This is a genomic window from Pseudoalteromonas sp. MEBiC 03485, assembly GCF_004195145.1.
Classification (GTDB): Bacteria; Pseudomonadota; Gammaproteobacteria; order Enterobacterales; family Alteromonadaceae; genus Pseudoalteromonas; species Pseudoalteromonas apostichopi.
Map to the genome: position 1 here is coordinate 471841 of NZ_SGBT01000002.1, position 24121 is coordinate 495961.

24 protein-coding genes are annotated in these 24121 nt (G+C 40.7%); 6 read left to right on the top strand and 18 right to left on the bottom strand.

From position 1 onward, the window contains the following. Position 1: 1 nt before the first annotated feature. The 16 genes from EVU92_RS18920 to dapA all read right to left on the bottom strand — a co-directional run bounded on the left by EVU92_RS18920 (position 2) and on the right by dapA (position 13481). Positions 2–553: a DUF3261 domain-containing protein gene (locus EVU92_RS18920; protein ID WP_130052711.1), complete on the bottom strand. Its 552-nt coding sequence runs from the start codon at positions 551–553 to the stop codon at positions 2–4. Beyond that, positions 541–1782, bottom strand: a complete 1242-nt coding sequence (locus tag EVU92_RS18925) for an NAD(P)/FAD-dependent oxidoreductase (protein ID WP_130052712.1) — start codon at positions 1780–1782, stop codon at positions 541–543. The genes EVU92_RS18920 and EVU92_RS18925 overlap by 13 nt, the downstream gene beginning before the upstream one ends. 3 nt (positions 1783–1785) lie before the next feature. Continuing rightward, the gene (locus tag EVU92_RS18930) at positions 1786–4005 is read right to left on the bottom strand and encodes a transporter (protein ID WP_130052713.1); all 2220 of its coding nucleotides are present in this window, start codon (positions 4003–4005) and stop codon (positions 1786–1788) included. After that, positions 4002–4520, bottom strand: coding sequence for an outer membrane lipoprotein carrier protein LolA (locus EVU92_RS18935; protein ID WP_130052714.1), 519 nt, complete (start codon positions 4518–4520; stop codon positions 4002–4004). The genes EVU92_RS18930 and EVU92_RS18935 overlap by 4 nt, the downstream gene beginning before the upstream one ends. Further along, on the bottom strand, positions 4520–4945 hold the full coding sequence (locus tag EVU92_RS18940; protein ID WP_054554548.1) for an acyl-CoA thioesterase: 426 nt from the start codon (positions 4943–4945) through the stop codon (positions 4520–4522). Before EVU92_RS18940 ends, EVU92_RS18935 begins: the two co-directional genes overlap by 1 nt. Beyond that, positions 4938–6482 carry an aromatic amino acid ammonia-lyase gene (locus EVU92_RS18945; protein WP_239977050.1) on the bottom strand — a complete coding sequence of 515 codons (1545 nt, stop codon included), beginning with the start codon at positions 6480–6482 and terminating at the stop codon, positions 4938–4940. Before EVU92_RS18945 ends, EVU92_RS18940 begins: the two co-directional genes overlap by 8 nt. A 1-nt stretch (position 6483) precedes the next feature. Further along, positions 6484–7452 carry an acyltransferase gene (locus tag EVU92_RS18950; protein WP_130052715.1) on the bottom strand — a complete coding sequence of 323 codons (969 nt, stop codon included), beginning with the start codon at positions 7450–7452 and terminating at the stop codon, positions 6484–6486. Next, positions 7452–8189: a glycosyltransferase family 2 protein gene (locus EVU92_RS18955; RefSeq protein ID WP_130052716.1), complete on the bottom strand. Its 738-nt coding sequence runs from the start codon at positions 8187–8189 to the stop codon at positions 7452–7454. The genes EVU92_RS18950 and EVU92_RS18955 overlap by 1 nt, the downstream gene beginning before the upstream one ends. A gap of 3 nt (positions 8190–8192) precedes the next feature. Further along, positions 8193–8546, bottom strand: coding sequence for a thioester dehydrase (locus EVU92_RS18960; RefSeq protein WP_063707686.1), 354 nt, complete (start codon positions 8544–8546; stop codon positions 8193–8195). Continuing rightward, the gene (locus EVU92_RS18965; RefSeq protein ID WP_130052717.1) at positions 8530–9888 is read right to left on the bottom strand and encodes a class I adenylate-forming enzyme family protein; all 1359 of its coding nucleotides are present in this window, start codon (positions 9886–9888) and stop codon (positions 8530–8532) included. Before EVU92_RS18965 ends, EVU92_RS18960 begins: the two co-directional genes overlap by 17 nt. After that, on the bottom strand, positions 9875–10441 hold the full coding sequence (locus EVU92_RS18970; RefSeq protein WP_130052718.1) for a hypothetical protein: 567 nt from the start codon (positions 10439–10441) through the stop codon (positions 9875–9877). Before EVU92_RS18970 ends, EVU92_RS18965 begins: the two co-directional genes overlap by 14 nt. Positions 10442–10449: 8 nt before the next feature. Further along, entirely contained in the window at positions 10450–10695 is a 246-nt protein-coding gene (locus EVU92_RS18975) for an acyl carrier protein (RefSeq protein ID WP_054554554.1), read from the bottom strand. Between the two features lie 25 nt (positions 10696–10720). Next, the gene (locus EVU92_RS18980; protein ID WP_054554555.1) at positions 10721–10978 is read right to left on the bottom strand and encodes a phosphopantetheine-binding protein; all 258 of its coding nucleotides are present in this window, start codon (positions 10976–10978) and stop codon (positions 10721–10723) included. Further along, the gene (locus EVU92_RS18985; protein ID WP_130052719.1) at positions 10975–11760 is read right to left on the bottom strand and encodes a lysophospholipid acyltransferase family protein; all 786 of its coding nucleotides are present in this window, start codon (positions 11758–11760) and stop codon (positions 10975–10977) included. Before EVU92_RS18985 ends, EVU92_RS18980 begins: the two co-directional genes overlap by 4 nt. Continuing rightward, complete coding sequence (locus EVU92_RS18990) at positions 11750–12460, bottom strand: beta-ketoacyl synthase chain length factor (RefSeq protein WP_130052720.1); 711 nt, start codon at positions 12458–12460, stop codon at positions 11750–11752. Before EVU92_RS18990 ends, EVU92_RS18985 begins: the two co-directional genes overlap by 11 nt. A gap of 106 nt (positions 12461–12566) precedes the next feature. Further along, a complete protein-coding gene (gene dapA / locus EVU92_RS18995; protein ID WP_130053029.1) occupies positions 12567–13481 on the bottom strand; it encodes a 4-hydroxy-tetrahydrodipicolinate synthase in 915 nt (304 codons plus the stop codon). Positions 13482–13641: 160 nt separating this feature from the next. Between dapA and EVU92_RS19000 the strand changes: the two genes are divergently transcribed. Together EVU92_RS19000 and EVU92_RS19005 are read left to right on the top strand one after the other, a co-directional pair. Next, complete coding sequence (locus tag EVU92_RS19000; RefSeq protein WP_130052721.1) at positions 13642–14295, top strand: DUF6058 family natural product biosynthesis protein; 654 nt, start codon at positions 13642–13644, stop codon at positions 14293–14295. A gap of 239 nt (positions 14296–14534) precedes the next feature. Then, complete coding sequence (locus EVU92_RS19005) at positions 14535–18311, top strand: S8 family serine peptidase (protein WP_130052722.1); 3777 nt, start codon at positions 14535–14537, stop codon at positions 18309–18311. A gap of 93 nt (positions 18312–18404) precedes the next feature. Here the strand turns inward: EVU92_RS19005 and EVU92_RS19010 are convergent, their stop codons facing one another. After that, positions 18405–18674: a hypothetical protein gene (locus tag EVU92_RS19010; RefSeq protein ID WP_130052723.1), complete on the bottom strand. Its 270-nt coding sequence runs from the start codon at positions 18672–18674 to the stop codon at positions 18405–18407. 207 nt (positions 18675–18881) lie between these two features. Between EVU92_RS19010 and EVU92_RS19015 the strand changes: the two genes are divergently transcribed. Both EVU92_RS19015 and ykgO read left to right on the top strand, forming a co-directional pair. Continuing rightward, positions 18882–19133 carry a type B 50S ribosomal protein L31 gene (locus EVU92_RS19015; RefSeq protein ID WP_130052724.1) on the top strand — a complete coding sequence of 84 codons (252 nt, stop codon included), beginning with the start codon at positions 18882–18884 and terminating at the stop codon, positions 19131–19133. Positions 19134–19151: 18 nt separating this feature from the next. After that, complete coding sequence (ykgO, locus tag EVU92_RS19020; protein ID WP_130052725.1) at positions 19152–19289, top strand: type B 50S ribosomal protein L36; 138 nt, start codon at positions 19152–19154, stop codon at positions 19287–19289. Positions 19290–19332: 43 nt separating this feature from the next. Here ykgO and EVU92_RS19025 read toward each other — a convergent pair whose 3' ends face one another. Then, positions 19333–19719, bottom strand: coding sequence for a cytochrome b562 (locus tag EVU92_RS19025; protein WP_130052726.1), 387 nt, complete (start codon positions 19717–19719; stop codon positions 19333–19335). 348 nt (positions 19720–20067) lie between these two features. Between EVU92_RS19025 and EVU92_RS19030 the strand changes: the two genes are divergently transcribed. Together EVU92_RS19030 and EVU92_RS19035 are read left to right on the top strand one after the other, a co-directional pair. Continuing rightward, positions 20068–22914 (top strand): TonB-dependent receptor, encoded by a 2847-nt coding sequence (locus EVU92_RS19030; protein ID WP_130052727.1) that lies wholly within the window; start codon positions 20068–20070, stop codon positions 22912–22914. Between the two features lie 151 nt (positions 22915–23065). Beyond that, positions 23066–24109 carry an ABC transporter substrate-binding protein gene (locus EVU92_RS19035; RefSeq protein WP_130052728.1) on the top strand — a complete coding sequence of 348 codons (1044 nt, stop codon included), beginning with the start codon at positions 23066–23068 and terminating at the stop codon, positions 24107–24109. Positions 24110–24121: the final 12 nt, after the last annotated feature.

A 24121-nucleotide genomic window follows, 5' to 3' on the forward strand; every position in this document is an offset into this window, starting at 1 on the left:
ATCAATTAACCCTTTGAAATTTAATTTTGTAATTTCGCTGATAGTTTACAAGTTCTGTTGCACCGTCTAAATAGCGAATTTCACTAATTAACTGCTCACCCTGATATAAACGTCGCGTCGTTCCTTGTTCATCTAGGTTCAAGCCATAAAGCTGAGAGTTCAGCACAGTAACAGGCCAGTGCACAAGCATGATATCAGCGAGAATATAACGAGGATCAACAGCGTTGATTGGGAGCATTTTTTCGCTTTTAATTGGCCCAAGTGGCGCTTTTTCTAATTGAAAAATAGGCATACCTTGAGCCGTCATAACAGCCAAGTTGATACCTGTTTCACTATTTAAACTCAGCTGCGCTAGTAACGTATACCGCTCATCACCATGGCGTACTTCAAGCACTTGCTGCCAATTATCAGCAACTAATGACGGAGGTGGATCAAGCAAGTAAATTCCTGCATTTGGCGCTAAATCAACGCCCGTTTTTACAGCAAATTCACTGGCACAACTAGCCACTAATATGCTCAAACTTAAAAGCAAAGAGCGTGTTAATCGCGACATAATTCAACCAACGTATTTAAGCGTTTGTTGCTTTGTTTTACAAATGGGTTTTGTAAATCCCAAGCATAGCCTGCAAGAATAGCACTGATCATCTCGCGAATTTGTTGGTTTTTCTCACTGTAAAAAATCACGTCTTGAAATGAGCCATCATACCAAGCACTGACGTAGGTTCTAAAGCAATTAACTCCTTGTTGCAAAGGCTCACTGTAATCGTTTTTGAAATCAACTTGCTCACCACGTAAGTAGCTATCAACTAAAGGAGCAACCAATGAGGCTGATTTTAACGCAATCGTCACCCCAGATGAAAACACCGGATCTAAAAATTCACCTGCATTACCAAGTAGTGCAAAATGCTCACCATACAAGCTCGACACATTAGCAGAATAGCCTTTGATAGCACGCGCTTCACCTATAGCTTCTCGGTTGGCTAATAACTCACTTAAATAGCTGTCTTGCTCGATAAATTCATTTAAGCCAGCGAGGGGGAGTTTATCTTCAAGCTGCTCTGGTTTACCAACTACACCAATGCTTGCCGTACCATCACTAAATGGAATCAACCAATACCAAATATCTTTATGCTCTGGATGAACATTAATTAAGATTTTTTCACGGTCAAACTGGGGATCGCTAATATTATCTTTAAAATGGCTGAAAAAAGCCCAGCGTACAGGGAAATTTGATGCTGACTCTAAATCAAGTAAGCGAGGTAATACTCTGCCAAAACCACTGGCATCAAGTACAAAACGCCCTTTAATTTGATAGCTTTGCTGGTTTTCATCTGTAACATCAAGTAAAGCGCCATCTTCACAATCGGTGTACGCAAACACGCTATGCTGGTAACGTATTTCAGCCCCCTGCTGCATGGCACCATCGGCTAAGCATTTATCAAAGTCCGCACGTTTTACCTGAAAAGTCGTGCCAGGGCCTTCGCTAAATTTTTCGGTAAAATCGATCGTTGTGTGGTCGCCCCGACGCTGAAACGCCGCACCATTTTTAAACTGAAAACCAAGCGATTGTGCCTGTGCTTGCACCGCTTGCTCAAGGTCTGCCTCAGCTAAAAAGCTCATGCACTGAGGTAATAAACTTTCACCAATCGAAAAACGAGGAAAGGTTTGCTGCTCTAACATCACCACATGCCAACCTTTTTTCACTAGTAAACTGGCTGCCACTGCACCTGAAGGGCCAGCACCAATAATAACAACATCAGCCTGTTGAACTTGATTATTCACCTATTATTTTTCCTTATTTTTAGGTAATGCAATACTGAGCGGCGCAAGGATATAGATACATACTAACCCCACTAACACCGTTAGTCCGAAACTGAAAATAGCTGGTGTTTTCGAAACGGCCAACATGCCAAATACCCACATCGATGAAGCCGCTGATAAACTAATTGCAAGCACATTGCTAGGACTTAAATTATTAACTTGATAAAACACCAAATAATCAATTGCCAAGGCTAATATCAATAAACAGCCTAACAGATTAAAAATCGATAGCTGAGATTGCAGCGCACTGCAGAGCAGCAGTACTGCAGAAGTTGTTAGTATAAGCACTAAAATTTGCTTACATGCTGTTTTAAAACCAAATTTAACGCTAAAAAGTAATAACGCAAAGATCATCGCAATGGCCAGTGTCACCAGTAACGAATTTGAGTAATGGCTTAAACCTTCGCTTATCATCGCAACTTTATCGTAAACAATTAAGTCTGTAGAAGCGTTGGCCAAACCCTTAAGCTCGGATTTATTTACACCGGTTACCATAAACCAGCTTGCGGTGAGTGTATTGTTTGAGATCACTTGGTTAGCGATTAACGGCGCTAATGGTGAATTAAGTGCCGCGTTTAAATCAAGCATTGATGTTGAGAGCTCAACAGGCGTCCCTGTCATTTGGCTAACCACACTCATGGCTTGCTGGGCCGAATGTAATTGCTCGTAGTTTTGTTTTTGCAATTGCTTACTAGGCACTAAGTCACTAAGCATCAATACGTTACCATTGAGCCCAGTTATTTTTGTCTTGAGTGTTTCTTGTTTTTCTAGTAATTGCTGCGCATTATCGGCAAATAAAATCATGATTTGGCCATTATCTTTTCCTAATAAAGACATATGCAACGCTTCGTTTTGCATTAAATCAGCAGGACTTGCATTTAACAGCTTTACATCATCATTAATCACAGGGGGTTTTAGTAAGGCAAAGGCACTTAGAAACACTAACATCAGCATGCTGAGTGCAACGCGATAATGCGTTAATCGTTTTAAATAACCACTTAACATGTTTGCTAATCGATGAGCAGCAGCGTTAATGGTTAAACCAGCTTGCCAATAGGGAAATAAGATACGGGTGCAAAGCCAAGCTGTAACTAGCCCTGCAACAACAAATACGCCTACTTGACTGAGTAACTGTACTGGCGAGAAAAACAAACTCGCGTAACCGAGTATAGTGGTTAGTAACGACAAGAGCAGCGCCAGTTTGAGCCCTTGGCTAAAACCTTGCGGCTGCTCGGTTAAATCAAGCATGCCATGAAATGCATAATCAATGGCAATACCAATCAGCGTCACTGCAAACACCATGGTTAATACATGCACCTGACTAAAAATACTGATCAGCGCAATGGTGCCACCAATAGCGGCGCTTATCACGGTTACAGAGGCCAGCCACAATGCATTTATCGAGCGAAACACCCACACCACCATCAAAATAAGCGCCAGCAAGCTCACCGAACCAAACAAGGTCATTTCAAATTTGGCTTGCTGCGCATTTGCTGCGGTATGAAATAAAGCACCGGCATAGCGAATTTGTGTATCGGGATAGCGGCTTTCAAGCTCAGCGATATAGGTAACTATCTCATTGCTCAAAGCTATTGATTGATTTATTGAAAAGGCATTGTCAGCACTTTGCACGAATAACATTAAATACTCATCACCTTGATAGTTAATGTTAATTCGGCCATCTTGCAGCTCAAATTGCTGCATGTGCGCCATTGCCTCGGATAAGAACCCCGCTGTAGCAAGCGTAGGGTCTTGGTTGATAGTACTTGAAACAAAAGGATCAGCGACTTTACTCAACTGATTAAAGTAATACTGTTGAAAGCGATTAGCATCGCCAATCGCTTGCTTATATTCCTCGGAAACTAAATGCCCTGCGTACTGACCGTAAAATGCTGCCAACTGGGATATTTCTGGTAACTTAAAACGAGGCTCAATGTGTTTGCTCGCCAGCCATTGATGTAATTCATCATAAGCTTTTACTGCATTCTCACCACGAAAAGAAAAGCTCAACTGCTGTTTGTTAGCTGAAAAAAAGTGTTCTTCGACTTGCTGTAAACGCGGTTCTGACTTTGGCAACAAAGCCAAAATATCATTATTCAACGTAGGCTGTTTTAGAATAAAAACAGCCACTAAGGCGCTAACTAATAGGCTCAGCCAAGCGAGCGTTAGGCCCCATGCTTTCACTGTTTTTGCTCATTGTGAGGATAAGCAAAGCGTAATACAGTAAAGTTACCATTTGCTTCTTGAAGACGCACACGGCTCACTTGCTCTGCTGCTACACATAATTCGAACTGACTAAATAGCTGCTTTAGCAGGTCATCTTTAGGTAATAAAGTCTGACAACCGGGCTCTGCATGGTCTGTCATCGTAAATTGCTCAGCAAGCGCCACTTCATCATGCTTTAAAATTGCTTGCAGTAAATTAACGTAAGGCTCAGCGCCTTTTTGTAGCTGCGGCTCATCTTGAGCGTTAAGGGTATATACTTGCCCTTGCTTAATTAATAGCGTGCTTTTAACCGGAGACTCAACCTGCCAAGTGAGGCCATCTTCAGCAAGTTCAAACGAACCTGTTGATATAAAAGGTTTACTAAATCCTTTAAAATGCTTCTCTTGGCTAAATGTGCCTTGCTCTGTCACTGCGCTTGATGCAAACACAGGAAAAAAAACTAGCACACTCAGTAACAACACGCTTAATCGCATTAAATCACCTTTTGAAGTTTTTCATGTAAAACAGGCGGCGAAACAAACTGCATTTCTTTTTTCTCTATATCAACCGCAACTTGGATAGTCGTTGCTTTGGTTAACTTTTTACCTGTAGCGCAATCAGTGATTACGTAATCGATACGTAATCGTGTTTCATATTCTTTTAAGTACGCATCAACGCGGATTTTTTGTGTGAACAATGCTGAGCCGACGTACTTAATATGCATGTCAATAATCGGCCACGCATAGCCAGACTCTTGCATTTGCACATAGTCATAGTCAAACAAACGCAGTAATTCGCAGCGCGCGACTTCTAAATAGCGCGGGTAATTACCATGCCATACCACATTCATTGGATCGCAATCATGAAAAGGAATTTCAATCTCAACATGAGTGCTCAGCAACGAGCCACGACTATGCATATAAACTCCAACGTTTTGTTTGAATAGCGTCAACCGTATAGCGAAGAACAGCTTCTAGTGGACGGTCTTCATCAAGCAGCGGGAAAAACTCGCTAATGTCTTGATACATACTTTGTACATCACTAGTTAAACTAGCAAACTCAAGCTCACCACTGTTAATACGTAAACGTAGACCTTGAATACTCGCGAGCAAGGTACTTGCAACCACTTGTTCAGTAAGCTGCAATATACGTAAACAATCTCGCGCTGCTATGGTTCCCATACTCACTTTATCTTGGTTATGACACTCGGTCGAACGAGAAAACACACTCGCTGGCATGGTCAGTTTTAATGCTTCAGCAGTGTACGCACTAGCACCGATTTGCACCGCTTTAAAACCATGGTTAATGTAACGGCGCTCATCGTTACTTGCCGATAGATTAGAGGGTAACCCATTGTTATAGCGTGTATCCACTAACGATGCTATTTGTCTGTCAGCTAAGTCTGCTAAATTTGCCACAGCCGTTTTCATGCTATCCATCACCATTGCAATATGGCCACCATAGAAGTGACCACCATGCAGCACGTGTTCACCTTCACCATCAATAATTGGATTGTCATTCGCCGAATTTAGTTCATTTTCAATCATTTGCCTAAACCACGGCAAACTATCTTGAAGAACACCAATAACATGTGGGGCACAGCGAATTGAATACCTATCTTGCAAGCGGTCAGCGTTACGCGGGTGCTCTACATGGTTTAAGTCTCCACGGATCCATGCAGCTACTTGCTGTTGCCCTGGATGTGGCTTCACCGAAAACAAAATATCATCAAAGTGATGACTGTTACCTTTTAATGCAAGGCTTGCAAGGGCTGTTATACGGCTGGTCAATTTAACTAAGTAATCTGCTCTATCATAAGCAAGACATGCCAAAGCTGTCATCACGGCCGTGCCATTCATGACTGCCAGCCCTTCTTTCGGGCGCAGCTTTAATGGCTTTAAGCCAAGTTCTTGCATCACCTCTAGACTGTTTTTAATTTCGCCTTTGTAATACACATCGCGCTCACCAACCATGGCACCGGCTACATACGAAAGCGGGGTTAAATCACCACTGGCTCCCACCGACCCTTCTTGCGGAATTACCGGTACAATATTGTGATTTAAAAAGTCACGTAATAAGTTCAACATATCCCAGCTAACACCAGAATACCCCTGTGAAAGCGAGGTTAAACGGGTCGCTAAAATAGCGCGTCCTTGGGCTAGATTAAAAACATCGCCAAGGCCACATCCATGAAAACGAGTAAGGTGCAGTGGTAATTCATTGACTAAATCAAGTGGCACTTTTACGGTTACCGAGTCGCCATAACCTGTGGTAACGCCGTATATCACGCCATCATCTTCAAGCAACTTATCTAAAAACGCTACGGCGCTGTCTATTTTATTCGCAAATTGACGGTCTGATGTTAACGCTACAGCACCTTGCTCTAATGCAATATGAACAATATCTTCAATCGATAAACGCTGCTCGCCAAATACGGTAGTCGTGTGCTTTGACACCTTAGTTCTCCTTGTTTTGACCACGAGACACATGCTCGTCATTTTGCCAAAAATCATAAAAATTAAACCATTGATACGGATAGGCCGCAGCGTAAAAACTGAGCCTTTGCGCATAATCACTGACAATTTGTTGTAATGTTTGTTGTCTCGTTTTACGCGGTAAAACGAGCTTGTCGGCGTATTTTTCAAAAATCACGCGGTAAAATATTTCGCCATTTGGCTTTTTATCTTTTAAACAAAACAGATGAAACACCGGGCAATCTAACAGCGCAGCTAAAATAAATGGCCCTTGTGAAAAAGGGGCTGGCTTACCTAAAAAGTCAGCTTCGATTACTCTTCCTGTAGTGGTGGTACTGGTTCTATCACCGACAATCACCACTATTTCACCCTGCTCGACTTTTTCTTTAAGCATAATCGCCATATCTGGGCCAAGATCGGTTACTTGAATGAGGTTTACCGCAACATCCGGATTAATACTTTTCAGTAATTTATTAAACTCAACGGCATGATGAGTAAACACCAATACATTAATCGTTTTACTGTTTCTGTGTTGGCTAAGGGCCCTACATACCTCTAAGTTGCCAAGATGCGAGCCGATAAAAATAGCCCCTTGCTGTTGCTCATCAAGTTGTTTAAAAAGCGCTTCGTTAGTGTAAAGAATGTTATGTTGCTGTATTCGCCCAAGCCAAGCATCTATTTTGTCAAAAGCGCTGTCTGCAAAGCAGCAAAAATGACGAAAGCTGTCACGCCAAGTAACGGCTTTACTATTACCATTCACCTTACGCGCTTGAGTTAAGAATGTATGTGATGCTTGGCGGGCAGTTTTGCCTGTTAAAAACAAATAAAACACCACTGGAAACAGCACCAGCCACAAGCCTTTACGACCAAATACGCGATAACACACAAGCAATATCTGCATGCCAAAGCGATTGCCACGTTCTTGCATTTTTGACCAGTGCTTTACAGCCATTAGCCAGCCACCTTACGCCAAAGTAGCTTAGGTGAGCGTAGCAACATGCCAAAGAATAAACGCGTATGTAGCCAAGAAATTCCCACGTTATCGTGTAAGGCTCGAAAGTGAGATACGCCATTTTCAGGGTAAATGACCTGGGTTGGCAAAAACGTGACTTTTACACCTTGCCAATAAAGCCTGACCAAAATCTCGATATCAAAGTCCATGCGCTTGCCAAGCGGTTGCTTTGTCATTAATTGTTCAACAGCTGCTAATGGATAAACCCGGAAACCACACATTGAATCGACAATATCAAAGCTTAGGGTCTCCACCCAAACCCAAAAATGGGTGATATAACGGCTCAAATAACGGTGCTTAGGCACTGAGCTGTCATAAATTGGACAACCGCTGATCACTTTTTTCGGTGATTCATTACTCAGTTCAATCAACTTACTAATATCTGCTAACGAGTGCTGACCGTCTGCATCAACCTGAATAGCATGGCTAAACCCTTGTTGATAGGCAGCCAACAACCCAGTTTGAACGGCCCCACCCTTACCTTGATTTTGAGCATGGCTTATCAAGGTTAAAAAGTCGTACTGAGTGTCAAGCTCTGCAAATACTTGCTTGGCATCTTCGTCACTACCATCATCAACCATGATAATTGGCAGCTGTAATTCTTTTAGCTCATCGAGTACAGCAGCAATAGCATGTGTATGATTGTAATTAGGAATAACAATACAAAACTGGTTCATGGCTTAATCACAAAATACAATTCGACCAGACGCATGCTGGCCTTTGTCTGATTGATAGCTAAACAAGCACTTACCTTTTGCATTACGCTCAAGGGTTAGGTTTACCGTCATATCAGGGGTTGTTACTACCTGAAACTTTAACACTTCTAAATCTTGTACAAGTTTGCCAAAACCCAAATATTGCTGAGCATATTTTACTGCCCAATCCAGCTGTACTACGCCTGCTAAAATTGGCGCATCTGGAAAGTGGCCGCGAAAATAATCTAAATCAGCTGCAATGGTTAACGCTAAACTCACGCTAGTTTCAGTTTGTGATAAAACGGCCACCTCTGGGGTTACGTTATTCAGGCTTGGCAAAATACTGCTCCAATGTTTTTAAACTTAATTTAGCTTGGCTGTTAAAAGGAAGTGCATCGATGTAGCGCCATTTACGTGGTAAGCAAATACGTTCAAAGCGGTTTGAGAGGTGCGCTTGTAATGCGCGGTTTATTGCTAATTTACCGTGTTGTTCAAGCTCTTTATTAGCTTCATCACTGAGCACAACCACCGCACCAATTTGTACACGCTTGGCTGGAATAACCACTACTTTTACTTCTTTTACCCAGTCATGGTTTTGCAGATAACTCTCAAGCTCATCTAAATTTAAACGTTTTTCTTCAATTTTTATCGTTCTGTCTATACGGCCCAACAGTTTAAATTGACCATTTTTATGAACGAGTGCTCTATCATCTAAAGGAAAGTTCGATTGCTCTAAAATCGCAGAATCTAGCATCAATCGCCCTTCATGATTTAACGATAAAAAATTACCATTAAACGGCTGCCATGGTACATCGACCGCCGCCTGCGTAACTTGTCGATAAGCAATACCGCCAGTCTCTGTACTTCCAAAGACTTGGGTAGCAGGGCGAGCTAACTGATTAAATAAAGTTTCGGCATGCTCATTATTGAGTGGTCCGCCAGAGGAAAATAACCACTTAATTTTGTCGCGTTCAGGTATTAACACATTATCAGCACATAAACGGCCAAGCTGTGCTGGGCTTGAAACGAGCACAGCATATCGAATGGTTTTTAACCTTTGCGCGATATGTTCTGGATACTGAATTTGCTCGCTATCAATTATATGACCCTTAGACAACGGCCAAAGTAAACGGAACAATAAGCCATAAATATGTTGATGCGATACGGTCGCTAAAAACGTAAATTGACGTGGTAAGTCAAATGACATTGATAATACTGCGAGTTCTCTATTTAATACCCGCCACGGTTTCACAATCGGTTTAGATTGTCCTGATGAGCCTGACGTATAAAATATAACAGCAGTGTTTGTTGGCCATTGTAAACGGTTAGTTTGCAAAGGCGTGTGACCAAGGCTTTGTTCAAGGTTGGTAAATAACACATCGTCATCGATATTAGTTGCATCACCAGCAAAAAAAGCAGACTGCGCAAGCAATAAACTTAATGTTTCATGCTGACCATTAGGTGGCAAAATGACATTATGACCACTACAGGCTAAAGCAAATAAGCGCACTGCAAATTGGTAGGTATCAGGATGGAATAACACTACATGGCTGCCAGTTTTCAGCGCTGTGAGCTTACTTTGATAAGCCGCAATATCAGCATAAAACTGTGTTTGTGTTATTGGCTGCCCTGCAACAACAAATGCAGCGTCTGGGTGAAATTTCAGGTTACTCGCTACCATTACTTTTAACCTTTTGTCTTACAAGCCATTCCACAAGGCCTAAGAGAGCTATCAGAATATAGGCTATTAATCCGTTGTACAGAGTCCATGTCTTTAACGAAGTAAATAGGCTAGTGTATAACGCAATACTGCCATTAATAATAAAAAACGCGCACCATACTTTAGTAACTTGGCGCGTGTAATTAACCCCTTTTTCATCAAGATCAGGCTCTTTAATTCGAGCAAAACTCTCAATGACTGTTGGGCCATTTTTCAGCGAATAAGCAAAGGTGATTGCCATTACTGTATTTATAATGACTGGGTAAAGTTTTAAGCCCAGATCACTGTTAAAAAACTGCGTTGTTGCTAAAGCGATAATTGCCAAAATAGAGGCGGGTTTTATCCATGGCATAGATTTGAGCAGCTTTTTGCTAAGCAAAAGCCTTAAGCCGACCAATACCATCAGTACCAAGCTCACTTGCCTTAATGAGATATGCTGTAATCCAAAATACACAATAAACGGGTATAAAGATAAGCACACTAAGAGCAGTGTTGTGGTTATCGCTTTGAGCATAATAATGTTTATGAAACGAGTTTTTCTACTTCGTTTACCACATCTTGCACAGTACGCACTTGTTTAAATGCATCTGGCTCAATTTTTTTGCCAGTGATTTCGCGTAACTTTACAACTAAGTCAACAGCATCAATGCTATCAAGATCTAAGTCTTGATACAGGTGCGCATCTAGGCTGATATCATCAGCATCAATCTCAAATTCATCTACTAAAATGCCCTGTAAAACGTTGTAAATGTCAGCAGCGGTTTTCATGCTTATTCCTACTTCTAAGTCTGTATTATGATTGGTGTTGGTTAATAAATTCTGCCAGTGCATCTACTGATGCAAAATGGGCTTTTGTTTGTTCTGAGTTTGCGTCAATTTTAACGTTAAACTCTTTTTTAATGGCTAAACCAAGCTCAAGCGCATCGATGCTATCTAGACCTAAACCATCAACAAATAGAGGTTGGTCATTTTCAATATCATCCACGGTAATATCTTCAAGATCTAAGCTGCTAATGATTAATTGTTTTATTTTGTTCTTTAGTTCAGTCATAGGTGCCTGAGTTCCTCTGAAAAGTAATGTTGCAAATCACGGGTTAATTGTCGTGCTTGCATAGCGGGTTGTTCATTATTAAGTGTGTCATTAAATGTAAATGGGTCACTGGCAAAGCGCATTTCAAAATGCGCTTTTGTTGCTGCGACGCAATACCATGGTGTGCCTTTGGTCAAAGTACTTGGTTTCATACTAATCAGCACTGAGGTAATAGGGGCTTTACAGCGAGCAGCAATATTCGCAGCGCCACGCTTAAATTTTAACTGTTCACCAGGGGTTGTGCGGGTGCCTTCAGGAAAGATAATCAGGTTATTTCCAGCAGCAAGTGATGCTTCACATTCGTTTAGTAACTCTTGTGGGTCTTCATTACTAATATAACCTGTGCCCTTAATTACACCGCGCATAAATGGATTTTTAAATAGGTGTGCTTTGACCACGCAGTCAGCATTTTTAATGACAGATATCAGCACCACAACATCAATTAATGAAGGATGATTGGCAAGTACAAGTTGCCCTTTAAGATCATGAAATCGCTGTTTATCATGCACCGAAAAATGGATAGCACCAGTGTAATGCATCAAGGCAACAAAAAATTTAAAACTATAATGAACCGTTAAACGCGCTTTTTGCTTACGTTTTGCTTGGCAGGGTTCAAATAAGCGTTGGATAGGTAAAACCAATAAGGTTAGAAGAATACCGCCAAAACCAAATACAGTAAAACAAAACCCCGTTGCCAATACACGCCAAATTTTATTCAACTTTATATAAAAGTTAGTCGCCATGGTACTGTAGCATCCAAGCTGATTGTTGATGTGAAAGCAGCGATTGTGTTCCTTTGCTTGTTAAAGCAGCTGCCAATTGCAAACTCAATGGTAAACATGAGTCACTTTGCGTATGTTCTGATTCAGGAAGTTTTATTAATTCAAAATACGGCTTACCGATCTGTGCTTTTGATAATACAAACGACACACTATGAGCAATTTGTTGCTCATCGCTAAATGGTAAGTATTCATCGGGTAATACGCTTTCGGCATGGGCTATTAAAATTTGCTGCTCAACACCAATATGAACACGTGCAAAGCCATCGATCATGGCAGAAATAATACTGTCTTGCCCACCTGCGATGGCATTCATTGGTGCTTTATTTTTTGCAATAATAGAGAACAACCCGGTTGCGGCATTGTGCACACTCAAACCAAATGCGGTAGGAGAAAGAGGCTCTTGTTCAACTAGTGAATGTAATAGATTCGCCGTTTTTGGTAAGTCGCCATGACGCGATGAAAAATTTACGGCGAGCTGCTCGTGATTCCCTTGTGCTTGATGCATAGTATGAAGAGCCATTTTCATGAAAGGGCTTAAACGGCGACGCTGCATAGGTGCAACCCAGCTTAAATCAAGGTCGAGAAGATCGAGGTGGCTTAATCCTGCTACTTGTTGCTCGGGTGCAACCCATAAACACAGATTATCAACAACAAATTTCACAAGTATTATTCTTATAACGCCAAACGATTGCTAATTTTACCTATTAGCTACAAAAAAGTAAAACAATGGTGCTTAATTACAAAAGTAATTAAGCACTCATTCATTTTTATCGTAAAATGACGTCTTTTTCAGCTAAAAGTTGTGCTTTTTCGCCTACTATATCAGCAATATCAAGTTCGTTAATATATGCTAACCCTATTTTTTGTTGCTCATTTGATAGTGGCACATAAGGTAGACGGAAAACAGGGTTCACCGCACCTGTCATCATCAGAGCAGTATTTATCGCAATTGGATTAGGCTCGCAAAACAACCACCCCATTAAAGGCTGTAATTTTGCGTTTAATGCATCATTCTTTTCATTCATCAAGTGACGGAATAAGCCTGGAATAATATTAGATGTAACCGAGATAACACCGTGGGCTTTATGAATGTGTCTTGCATCATGCGCTTCATCGTCGTTACCTGACCAACAAGCAATGCCTTGCTGTTCATAATGAGCAATTCGCTCATTGCCACCGCACTCTTTTACACCAATAAAGTTTTCGTGCTTAGCGAGTGGTTCAATGATATCGGGGGTTAGATCTTGACCTGTACGACCTGCTACGTTGTAAATAAACGCAGGACCAATATCTAGTAAACGATTAAAGTGTTCTTTTACTCCGGCCAAAGACGTACGCCCGTAATATGGATTGATTTGTAGCGCAGCATCCATCCCTGTAGCAAAACCATACTCGGTTGCTTTAATCGCTTCACGGGTATTGTTACTACCCGTATTACCTACAATTAGTAAACGATCTGAGAATTTGCTAACACTATGTGCAATCAGCATTAAGTGTTCTTCCCAATTCATTAGTTGGCCTTCACCTGTGGTACCGCCCACAATAATGCCATCAACGCCAGCTGCAATTTGTTGCTCAACAAGGCCGTCATAGCAAGCAAGGTCAATTTCACCATTCGTTAAATATGGTGTTTTTATAGCGGTGATCAAACTTGCTTGTTTAATTGTTTCTAGGTTGCGCATAACTTTTTTAATGTTTGGAAAATTTGCGCTAGTTGTATCATAAACACAGCCATTTTCCGAGTAGTGAGCTGTAATAAATAAAAATACTTGAGAAAAAATCAAAGTTAAGCCAAAATCAAACACTGTATATATTAACAGTATTTATAACGAGTATTTGACAATGCAACTTTCTAAATTTTTGGCAACCTACTTTTACACTACCGAAGAGCTGTGTCAGACCCTATCAATTGATGAGGAAACCTTATCAGAATGGCAGCAAAGTAGTTTATTTCCAAAGCCAAGTTACTGTTTGCAGAGTCAGTTAGAGTGCAGTTCATATTCAGGTATTTACCAATGTGAAGAATATCAAGACTACTACCCTCGTGGCGCGGCGAGTTGGGGGCAATTAATTATTAAGCACGACATTACTTCATCTTGCCAAGCATTTAATTATTTTGCCCAGCAATATTCAAATCATCTGAGTAAACTGGCCGAGCAAGGATTTGCAATAAATGAAGAGTTGTTTGGTAGTGAAATTGAGGAACATTTACAACAAGTATGGCAACAGTTTTTATGCAGCAAATATGGCGTCCTCACACAAAATGGCTTAGTTGAAGAAGCAGTGCAGCTAGATGTCGCTAAATTACTTATTGATGATATTACTGAGCTACGCACTAAAATCGGCTTAACTTTGGAGGAGCGACAAAGCTTACATAAAGCTCTCAAATTAATGAACCGCGCTTTAAGTTATGGTACTGGAAACGAGGGTAAAAACACTCTAAGACATCGTTATATAGATAACGTGGTCACTAAATACGACCTATCAATAAAATAACCCGATTAATTTGCCACTCTAAAATGAAGCAAAACTGAACGACCGGACAAAGTTACAGCAACGTTTAAATTGTTACCGTTTAGTTAATACAATTTGCTACTTTTGTTTTGTAGGTTTTCATATTTTTAATCGTTAGATTGATCTAGTTGAGTTACTTAAGTTGCGAGTGCAATACACATTAACAATGAACAGTGCTCTTCTCTTCTCAACTAATTAAATCATAAATGAAGGATTGAAAGATGAAACCTTTTTCAAGGCTTGGTCGCATAAATGCGACCTACTTGGCTATGCTCGGCTTGAGTTTAGCGCAACCAGCAATGGCACAAGATGTTGCCATCACTAAAACAAAAACAGATGCGCTTACCTTTACACTGATTACAGGTGACAAAGTATCTGCGGTCGTCAATAAAAACGGTGAGTTAGGTGGTATTCGTTTACTCAATGCAGATGGCTCTGATGCAATTACGAGTATTTTTAAACGTGGTAAAAGTACTTATGTTATCCCAACGCAAGCACAAGCCCTTGTAAATTCACAATCAATTGATATGGAATTATTTAATATCAATAAACTTTACGAGTCTGGTTATGATGATGCATCTACTGATGTACTGCCTATAATTGTTGAATATCGCGATGGCAGCCTTGCAGGTACGGCAGTACCAAAGACATTTGCAGGCATATCATTGACTAGCGAGATAGAACTTATCGACAGTGCAGCATTCGCAATTAGTAAAGATAAAGCCGCTCAAGCTTGGCAAACGCTAGCATCAAAAGCTGATGTAGAAGGTATTTGGTTAGATGCTATCGTTCATGCTCATAAAGTCTCAAAGTCAGAGACATTAACACCGACAGTACCTTTAACCGGCGCTTATGGTGAAGCAGCCATTAACTACAATGGAGCAGGTATTAAAGTAGCCGTTCTTGATACAGGCTATGACACTGAACACCCTGATTTACATGGACGTGTAGTTGCATCTCGTGATTTTACATATTCAAGTAACGGTGTTGACGATATAAATGGTCACGGTACACACACTGCTTCAACCGTGGCTGGTAATGGTCACGAATCTGATGGTAAATGGGTCGGTGTTGCACCCGGTTCAGAGCTTATAATCGGTAAGGTACTTGGTAATAATGGCGGCGGTTCAACACTAGGAATCCTAAATGGGATGTATTGGGCTGTCATGGATGAACAAGCAGATATTGTTAATATGTCTCTCGGCGGTACGGCAACAACTTGTAGTGGCCCACTCGTTGACATGGTTGAAGCTCTTAGCGAGAAGGCATTATTTATTATCTCGGCAGGTAATAGTTTTACCCGTGAAACTATTGGTTCACCGGGCTGTGCTCCAAGTGCACTAACCGTTGGTGCTATAGATCGTGACGGTAATACAGCTTCGTTCTCTTCACGCGGTCCATCACCAGATGGTCACTCAGCAAAACCAGATATTACCTCACAAGGTGTGTCAGTTGTAGCAGCTGCATCGGGTGGCTTAGGTGATACTGCATACCGAGTTTACTCTGGTACATCGATGTCAGCCCCCCACGTAGCTGGAGGAGCAGCTATTGTCATGCAGGCCCGCCATGATTTAACACCACAACAAATAAAAGATGTACTGACTTCATCTGTAAAAATAACCGATTCACATGTACTTGAGCAAGGCGCAGGCCCGATGGATATCAATCGCGCGATTGATCAAGCCATCATTGCCCCACCTAACAGAGAACTTGGCTTTTTTAAGCATACTGAAAACGATGCTTTTACTGAAACATCAGTAACCTTAAAAAATATCTCGCATAAAGATATCACCCTAAAATTAAAACTCGATTTAATTGGTGAAGATGGTAAAACACAATTACCAGCGACACTGGCAGGACTAGCTGCTAAATCAATTACAATACCAGCCAATGGCGAAGCGCAAGTACCAATGTGGATCGACCCGTCTGTTGCATTGAGAAACGGTGCATACGGAGCGATTACTGGTCGTATTACAGGTACTTCAACAAGCCAAAGCAATGAGCAACTTATTGTTCCCGTCTCTTTTTGGATAGATCAACCAAAAGTTTCTCTCACAGTCAACTTAACTGACCGTTGGGGTAATCGTGCAAGTGCTCCTTCAAAGGTGTATCTAATTAATGAAGAAGATGATTGGGGTTCACTTGTCCGACTAAATGGTGGGAAAGCAGAAGCTGAAGTACCTGCTGGTTACTATACTATTGTGGCTAATATCATGACTTACGATAACCCTGACTCAAATTCAGGTCTCGTTGATTCAGCAGCGCAAATGGCCGTTCTAAATAGAAAAATTGATAGTACTACAGTAATTGATTTAGATGCTCGAACAGCTCAACAAGTAACCTTCAAAGCTGAACAACCTCTTGCTCCTCAAGGTTATTCTTTTGGTTTCACCTATGTCCTAGACGATGAAAAAGTAGCGAAACTAGCCGGCATTGAAATGGCACCAGATTATGTAAGTGATATGTTTGCATGGTCTCAAGGTCATGATGATCGTTTCCGCTCATTTGTCACTACACGCGCACTTGCACCAGAAACAACGGTAAAAATGCAAAATGGCGTTGAGCTTGACTATATTAAGCAAGGCTTAGCACTTTCTTTTCATGGCGAAGGCTCTGCTGAAGTAGTACCAGTAGGTGATGCAGGTTATAGCACTGACTGGAGTCAATTTCAGTTAGAAGGTAAAATAGCCCTTATTACTAACCCTTATTATCTAACTTCTTACATGGTTGGTAACGCGATGAAGAATGGCGCCATTGGCGTAATCTTCTATCGTCCATCTCGTGCAGGTCGCTATAAAGGAACCATTACAGGCACACCTAAAATACCTGTAATTGGTATTAGTTCTGAGCAAGGTGAAACGCTTATGACTGAGATCGAAGCAGGTAATAATATGGTAAGTTGGTCAGGGATTGCAGCCGAACGCTCACCTTATGCCTACTCTATTAATCATATTACTGATGGTCGTATTCAATCAGGTCAAATCAATATCACTGAACATAAGATGCATAAGATCACCGCTTCTTATCATTCACAAAATGATGAACGTCCGTCTTGGACTGATGCGATGGCAATGACCAACAGTACAGGTGAGTTTTACTCTACAGGTAGTACACAGATGATCATGCTACCTCATGTACGTGAAGAGTATTACACAGCCACAACGAAGAATGCGTGGACGAATATCGTCATGCCAAATTATCAAATGCAAAGTTCTGGCGCTTACTTTGATGGTCCACGTACAATGACACCCGCAGAAGAAGAAACAACAACATGGTTCAAAGGCCCTCGTGCTGGTAGCTTAGGCAGCAGTGGTTCGCCAATTATCCGCCGAGATACTAACTTACTCCACTTCAATATTGCAGCCTTTGGCGATGCCTCTAATCACGACGGGATGTTTGGCTATATGGGTAGTTCGGCATTCGGTTTAACTTTAGATGGTAAGCCGGTATCCCCTTATCAAGGGACCCTAACTCTTGAGCCTGGCGACCACCAAATTACACTCGAGGTGCGTTCATACGCACGTGGTGTTGGTGAGCGCTCTCCTGTTAAAGACAACCTAGGATCACTATACCAAGGCTTCTATACTTTTACTGCCAATGAGCAGCATCAAGGTATACAACCAGTACTGATACCTATGATTGATTTACCTGTAGACATCGAAAACACGATGAATGTAGGCGAAGCTGCACAGGTTAAGTTATCAGGCTTACTTGATGGTGTTGGCGAAGTTCCATTAGCAGACGTACAGTTCCAATATGCCTATGGTCAAGAGTGTGCAATTACCTCAATTCCTGCATATATCTACTGCCCTGTATCAGACAAGTTCTCCCCAGAAAACTGGGTTGATGCACAGATACAAAATATTGATGGTGAATGGATTGCGACAATTCCAAATGATGGCAACTCAGGTGATTTTGTCCACATTCGTACTGTTGTAAGTGATTATGGCACAAGCACAGCTGAGCAATTTACATTACGTGCTTATATGCTCAAATAATTAGTTAGCGCTAATCAGCAAAGCCGCCTTCGGGTGGCTTTTTTCATATAAAACATGATGCTTAAACACAATATATTCAAGCATGAATAGGTATTAAGAATCTAAATGCTCATACTGCCCGCGATAAACTTCAAAAGTTTTAACGACGGTATGTTGCTCTTTACTTAGATTATCAAACCAAGTATCAAAACGTTCATCATCATCTTGTTCACTTAGTGCTAAATATTGTGCTAACAGCTCAATAATATCGTTGTGACTACAAGACAAAATATCTACATGATTAGCTAAAATAGAATGGTCTTTATCGCGAAGCATGTTCATTACATTTTGATCTAGTTCTTCACGGCTAGTTTTATCATTCACTTCCATATCCTTCTTTAAAATAAGCACGCATACCTAGTTATAACAGCCTTATCGACAATATCCAGCTTTTTAAAGCTAACTGCTTATTGATTGCTCAGCTTGTATAAATTTAAAACAGAACACAATAAATAAGAATTATTTTCATCTTGATATCAATACACAACCACTATATAGTTGATACATTATCACATAACATAGAGTTGAATTATGAAGCCCAATATCCACCCTGATTACCAGCAAGTCGCTTTTCATGATACAGCAGCAGACAGCTACTTTATTATTGGTTCTACTATCAAAACTTCGCGTACGATTGAACTTGAGGGAAAAACTTACCCTTATGTACCAATTGATATCTCAAGCGACTCTCATCCGTTTTATACTGGTAAACAAAAAGCCCTAGCAAGCGATGGACGTGTAGCAGCATTTAATCGTCGTTTCAAAAACTTAGCGAGCAAATAGTTACTATAAGGAAAGAACATGAAAGTATTAAGTTCATTAAAAAGTGCTAAGAACCGCCAGGGCTGCCAAATCGTAAAACGTAAGGGTCGTGTCTATGTTATTAATAAAGACAATCCGCGTTTTAAAGCAGTTCAAGGTAAAAAGAAAAAGCGTTAAAAAAGGTGCCGAGGCACCTTTTTAAAATTAAAGTAAATCTAACTTACTTACCAAATAACAACTCCCAAAAGCCTGGTGGCTCATGTAGCTCATGATATTTTTTTCTGAGCTCATCAATAGATTTAAGCGGCGCCTTAGCAGCTTCAAGGCCATGAGTACTTGCAAGCTGCTTAGCTTGTTTTGCTTGATTTATTACTTTATTCAGCCCTTCTAAAGACGCCGTTTTATGCTGTTTAAAATCAGCAGTTTTAGCTGTCTCTAACAATTCAATAAATTCATCAATAGCTGTATTAAAGGTGGCAAGATCATTAGCACGTACAGAGTTTTTATAAGCAAGTCCCATATTTTTCATATTGGCCTCAAGATCTATACTGGTAGCCGAACCAACACTCGAATAAAACAACAATAAGCTAACGATAAAAAATTTCATAAAACTCTCATATATATAACTATTGCAGCATTATAAACCGAAACTCAGGCACAGCCTAATTCTGACATTTAGATTAAGTTCATAACACATCACTATTATATAAATAAACGCATCAATATCCCCACCATAATTATAGAAACAAAAACAATCCAACATTAAATTTTGAAATGAAAAACAAAACCTCCCCGTAAGTGACTGAAACAAATGAATTAAACTTAATACATTTTGCTACGTATTTTTTATTTGAAATAAACAGGGACAATGATAGAGCAACAACCGTTAACATATTGGAAACGATATTTAACAAAACCCTTCCAGGGAAAGAACAATAAAATAACAGGTGAAACAATGATAAAAAATAATTATTTAGGTGCCAGCATCAAGCTCGCTCTTTGCTCATCGGCGCTTGCCATTTCTAGCCAATCGATGGCTGCTGAAGATCAAGGTGCTAAATCAATCGACCGAATCGAAGTAACAGGTTCTCGTATTTTACGCGAAGGTGCTATAGCTCCAGCTCCAGTAACGGTTATCAGTGGTGATGACTTAGTTAATACCGGCGCTGTTAATATCGGTGAGGCACTAAATAAATTACCAGCTCTTGGTAATACTTTTTCTCTTTCAAACTCAGGTCGCTTTATCGGTACTGCAGGCCTAAACATTCTTGATTTACGCAACATGGGTACTGACCGTACGCTAGTACTCGTCAATGGTAAACGCCATGTATCTAGCTCTGCGGGCTCTCAATCAGTTGATACCAATACAATTCCTAGTGTATGGGTAGAGCGTGTTGAGATCATCACAGGTGGTGCATCTGCAGTATATGGTGCCGACGCTGTAACAGGCGTAGTTAACTTTATTCTGAAAAAGAACATTGAAGGCTTTAGTGCAAGTGTAACTCGCGGTGAGTCTGACCTTAGCGATTACAATAACGAAAAAGCGACATTCTCATATGGCACAAACTTCGATAATGACCGTGGTAATGTAGCCTTTGCTGTTGAGTATTCAGCACAAGATACGCTCAATGCGCTTGATCACCCATGGACTGACGGCTCTTATCGTAGCATGCGTAACACTGCGCAAACTGAAGAAAACAAAGACGATCCAAACTTCCCTGATTTTATCTACACACCAAATGCCGGCTACTATGCAATCAATAATGCAGGTGTTTTCGCGTTAAGTAATGGCTATGTGAACTCATTCAACCCAGATGGCACTTATCGCGAACTCAATATTGGCGACCAAGTCGACGGCTTATCTTGTGCTAATTGTGATTCGTTTAACCTTGCACAATTCAATGAGATTCAACCTGAATTTGAACGTTACAACGTAAACTTTAAAGTTAACTATGACGTTGCTGAAGATATGAATGCTTACTTTGAAGCAAAATACGTTAACAGCGAAGGCCAAAGCATAGGTCAGCCAGCATTCTTCTTCTTTAATCCAAATAACAGCATTAAGATTGACAACCCTTATCTTGACTCTAGTGTTAAAAATCTAATGGAACAAGAAGGTGTTAGCTCTATTATGGTTAACCGTATGATGACTGATTTAGGTCGTCGTATAGAAAACAACACACGTGAAACAACCCGTTTTGTTACAGGCTTAAAAGGCACTGTATTTACAGATTGGGAATTAGATGCATCGGTTGTTTACGGTCAAACAGATCTAGAGCGCGTTAATGGCGCAAATATGATCATGGCGAACTATTACAATGCCCTGGATGCTATTGATGATGGTTCAGGCAACATTGTTTGTCGTAGTGAAGAAGCACGTGCTGATGGCTGTGTACCAGTAAATATCATGGGCTTTGGTGCACCTAGCCAAGAAGCAATTGACTATATCAATACCGTATCAACAGGTACGTCAACAATCACCCAAACTGTTGTAACAGCATCACTTGCAAACTCTGCAATTTATGAATTACCAGCTGGCTATGTTGGTTTTGCTGCCGGTGTTGAATACCGTAAAGAAGAAAGTGAAACTGAAGAGCCAGACAACGCAGTAGGTACGTTCTTTAACGCGCTGGGTGAAGACAAAGGTGAGTTTGACGTAAATGAAATTTACTTCGAAGCATCAATCCCACTTCTTGCCGACTTACCTCTTGTACAAGACTTAGTCCTAGATACAGCGGTACGTTACGCTGACTACAGCACAATTGGCGATGCAACAAGCTGGAAAGTGGGCTTAGATTGGACTGTTAACGACCAATTACGTGTTCGTGCAACACAATCTGAAGCTCTTCGTGCACCAAACATTGGCGAAATCTTCGGTGCACCTAGCCAAACCTTCTACAGTGTTGACGATCCTTGTTTAGCTGATAACTTAAATGATTTACAAAATTCAGAAGTACGCCGCGCGAACTGTGCAGCCCTTGGTGTGCCTGCAGATTTTGAATCAGATTACGATGCACAAACCCTTGAAGGTTTAGTAAGTGGTAACCGAGATGTGAAAGGTGAAGAGTCAACTAGTACGACTATTGGTTTAGTTTACCAACCTTCATTCCTAGAAAACTCAGTTGTTACAATCGACTATTGGAAAATTGAACTTGAAGACGCAATCTCAACAATTGCATCTCAAGAAATTCTTGATCGCTGTGTTGACGCTGAAGGCGGTATCAATAACCAATACTGTAATTTAATTACACGTGATAGCGCATCAAGTGAAATTACATTGATTCAAAACTCGGTATTAAACGTTTCTGGTCAAGAAGCATCGGGTGTTGACTTTGAGTTAGGTTATGACTTTGATGCATTAGAAGGTAACTTCTCTACACGTTTAATTGGTACGTACTTAATTGAACGTAAAGACTATCCTTTCCAAGATCAACCTGAAGATTATATCGAATATGCAGGTACAACTGGCGAAGCGAAGTGGCAGGCAAACCTTTCAATCTCATATAAGCGTGATGGTTTCTTCACTACGCTTGATACTCGTTATATTGATGAGGTAAGCCTTTATACAGACCAAGATCTAGAAGATAACCCGAATCCAAATAGCTTAACTAAATTTGGTACCTATGTTATCTCTGATGCAACAGTTGGGTATAACTTCGAAAACGGTTTTGGCGTTAAGCTAGGAGTTGATAACATCTTTAACCGCAAACTTCCATTCGGTACGATAGGTACTGGCTCAGGAAGTGCGAGTTATGACAACATTGGCCGCTTCGGCTACTTAAGACTTTCTTACGACTTCTAATCGTAAAAAATTTGATTCTCTTAGGGCTGCACTTTTATGCAGCCCTTTTTCATTTAAGAAGTCAAAAACGATCTTATTCCAATCCATTACTTAAAACCTATCAATTCAAGTTATATACTAGGGCAAATCAGTCAATTAACTTAACTTACCCATGCTAAAAACGGTATTTTTCACTATCTGCCTATTTTGCTTACCGAGTGTATTTGCCAAGCAAAGTGTTATTTTTATAAATCCTGGCCATGCCGATACTAATGTCACGGGCCCGTTTTGGTTTGAAGTGTCGCAGATGATGCGTGACGCTGCCAAAGACTTTGATCTCGATTTAACGATTCATTATGCCAACCGAAATCATATTGAAATGAAGTCATTAGTGGCTAAAGCGATTAAAGCAAAGCCAGATATGCTGATTTTAGTTGATGAGAAAAGCGTGCTAACCCAACATCTTTTGAGCATAGAACACACTTCTACGCCGATCTACTTTTTACTTAACCGCCCATCTGAAAAAGAACTAAAAAGATTGATTGATCATGGTATTAATATCACAGGTAGCGTGGTACCCGATAACACACAAGCGGGGCAACTTCTTGCCAATAAGCTGATTGAAAATAGTCAACAAGCTGCTAATGTTTTTGCGATAAATGGCGATTACACCACTCATGCAGCTCTTGATAGGGAGCAAGGTTTAAAACAAAGTATATTAACGCATGATAATACGCACATCACGGCGAAAACTGTTGCCAACTGGTCAGCAACACAAGCGTATCGTCATAGCCTTGGCTTTTTTAGCCATCAACCAACCATTAATATTGTTTGGGCAGCCAACGATGCTATGGCCTTAGGAGCGATTGCTGCGCTTGATGAATTAAACAAACGCAAAGAAGTATTAGTTGGTGCAATTAACTGGCCGCTTCGAGCTGTAGCAGAAAAAATAGACGTCACTATCGGTGGTCATGTTACGCTGGGGGCTTTAGCAGTGGTGAATATTCATGACTTACTGAATAAACACTCCTCTGGACCTATTCATCAAAAAGTGGCCATTTTCAGTCAACATAACGAACAAACGCTTAAACTCGTTGAACAAATTCACAGTGATAACTTGGCAATTAACTTTCGCGTTTTCAGTAAGGCGCATAAAAATGCCCTCCCCTTTAGTGTTGAATCTCTTCTCTTAGAGGCAACAAAAAGCGCACTGTAAAGGGCATTTACA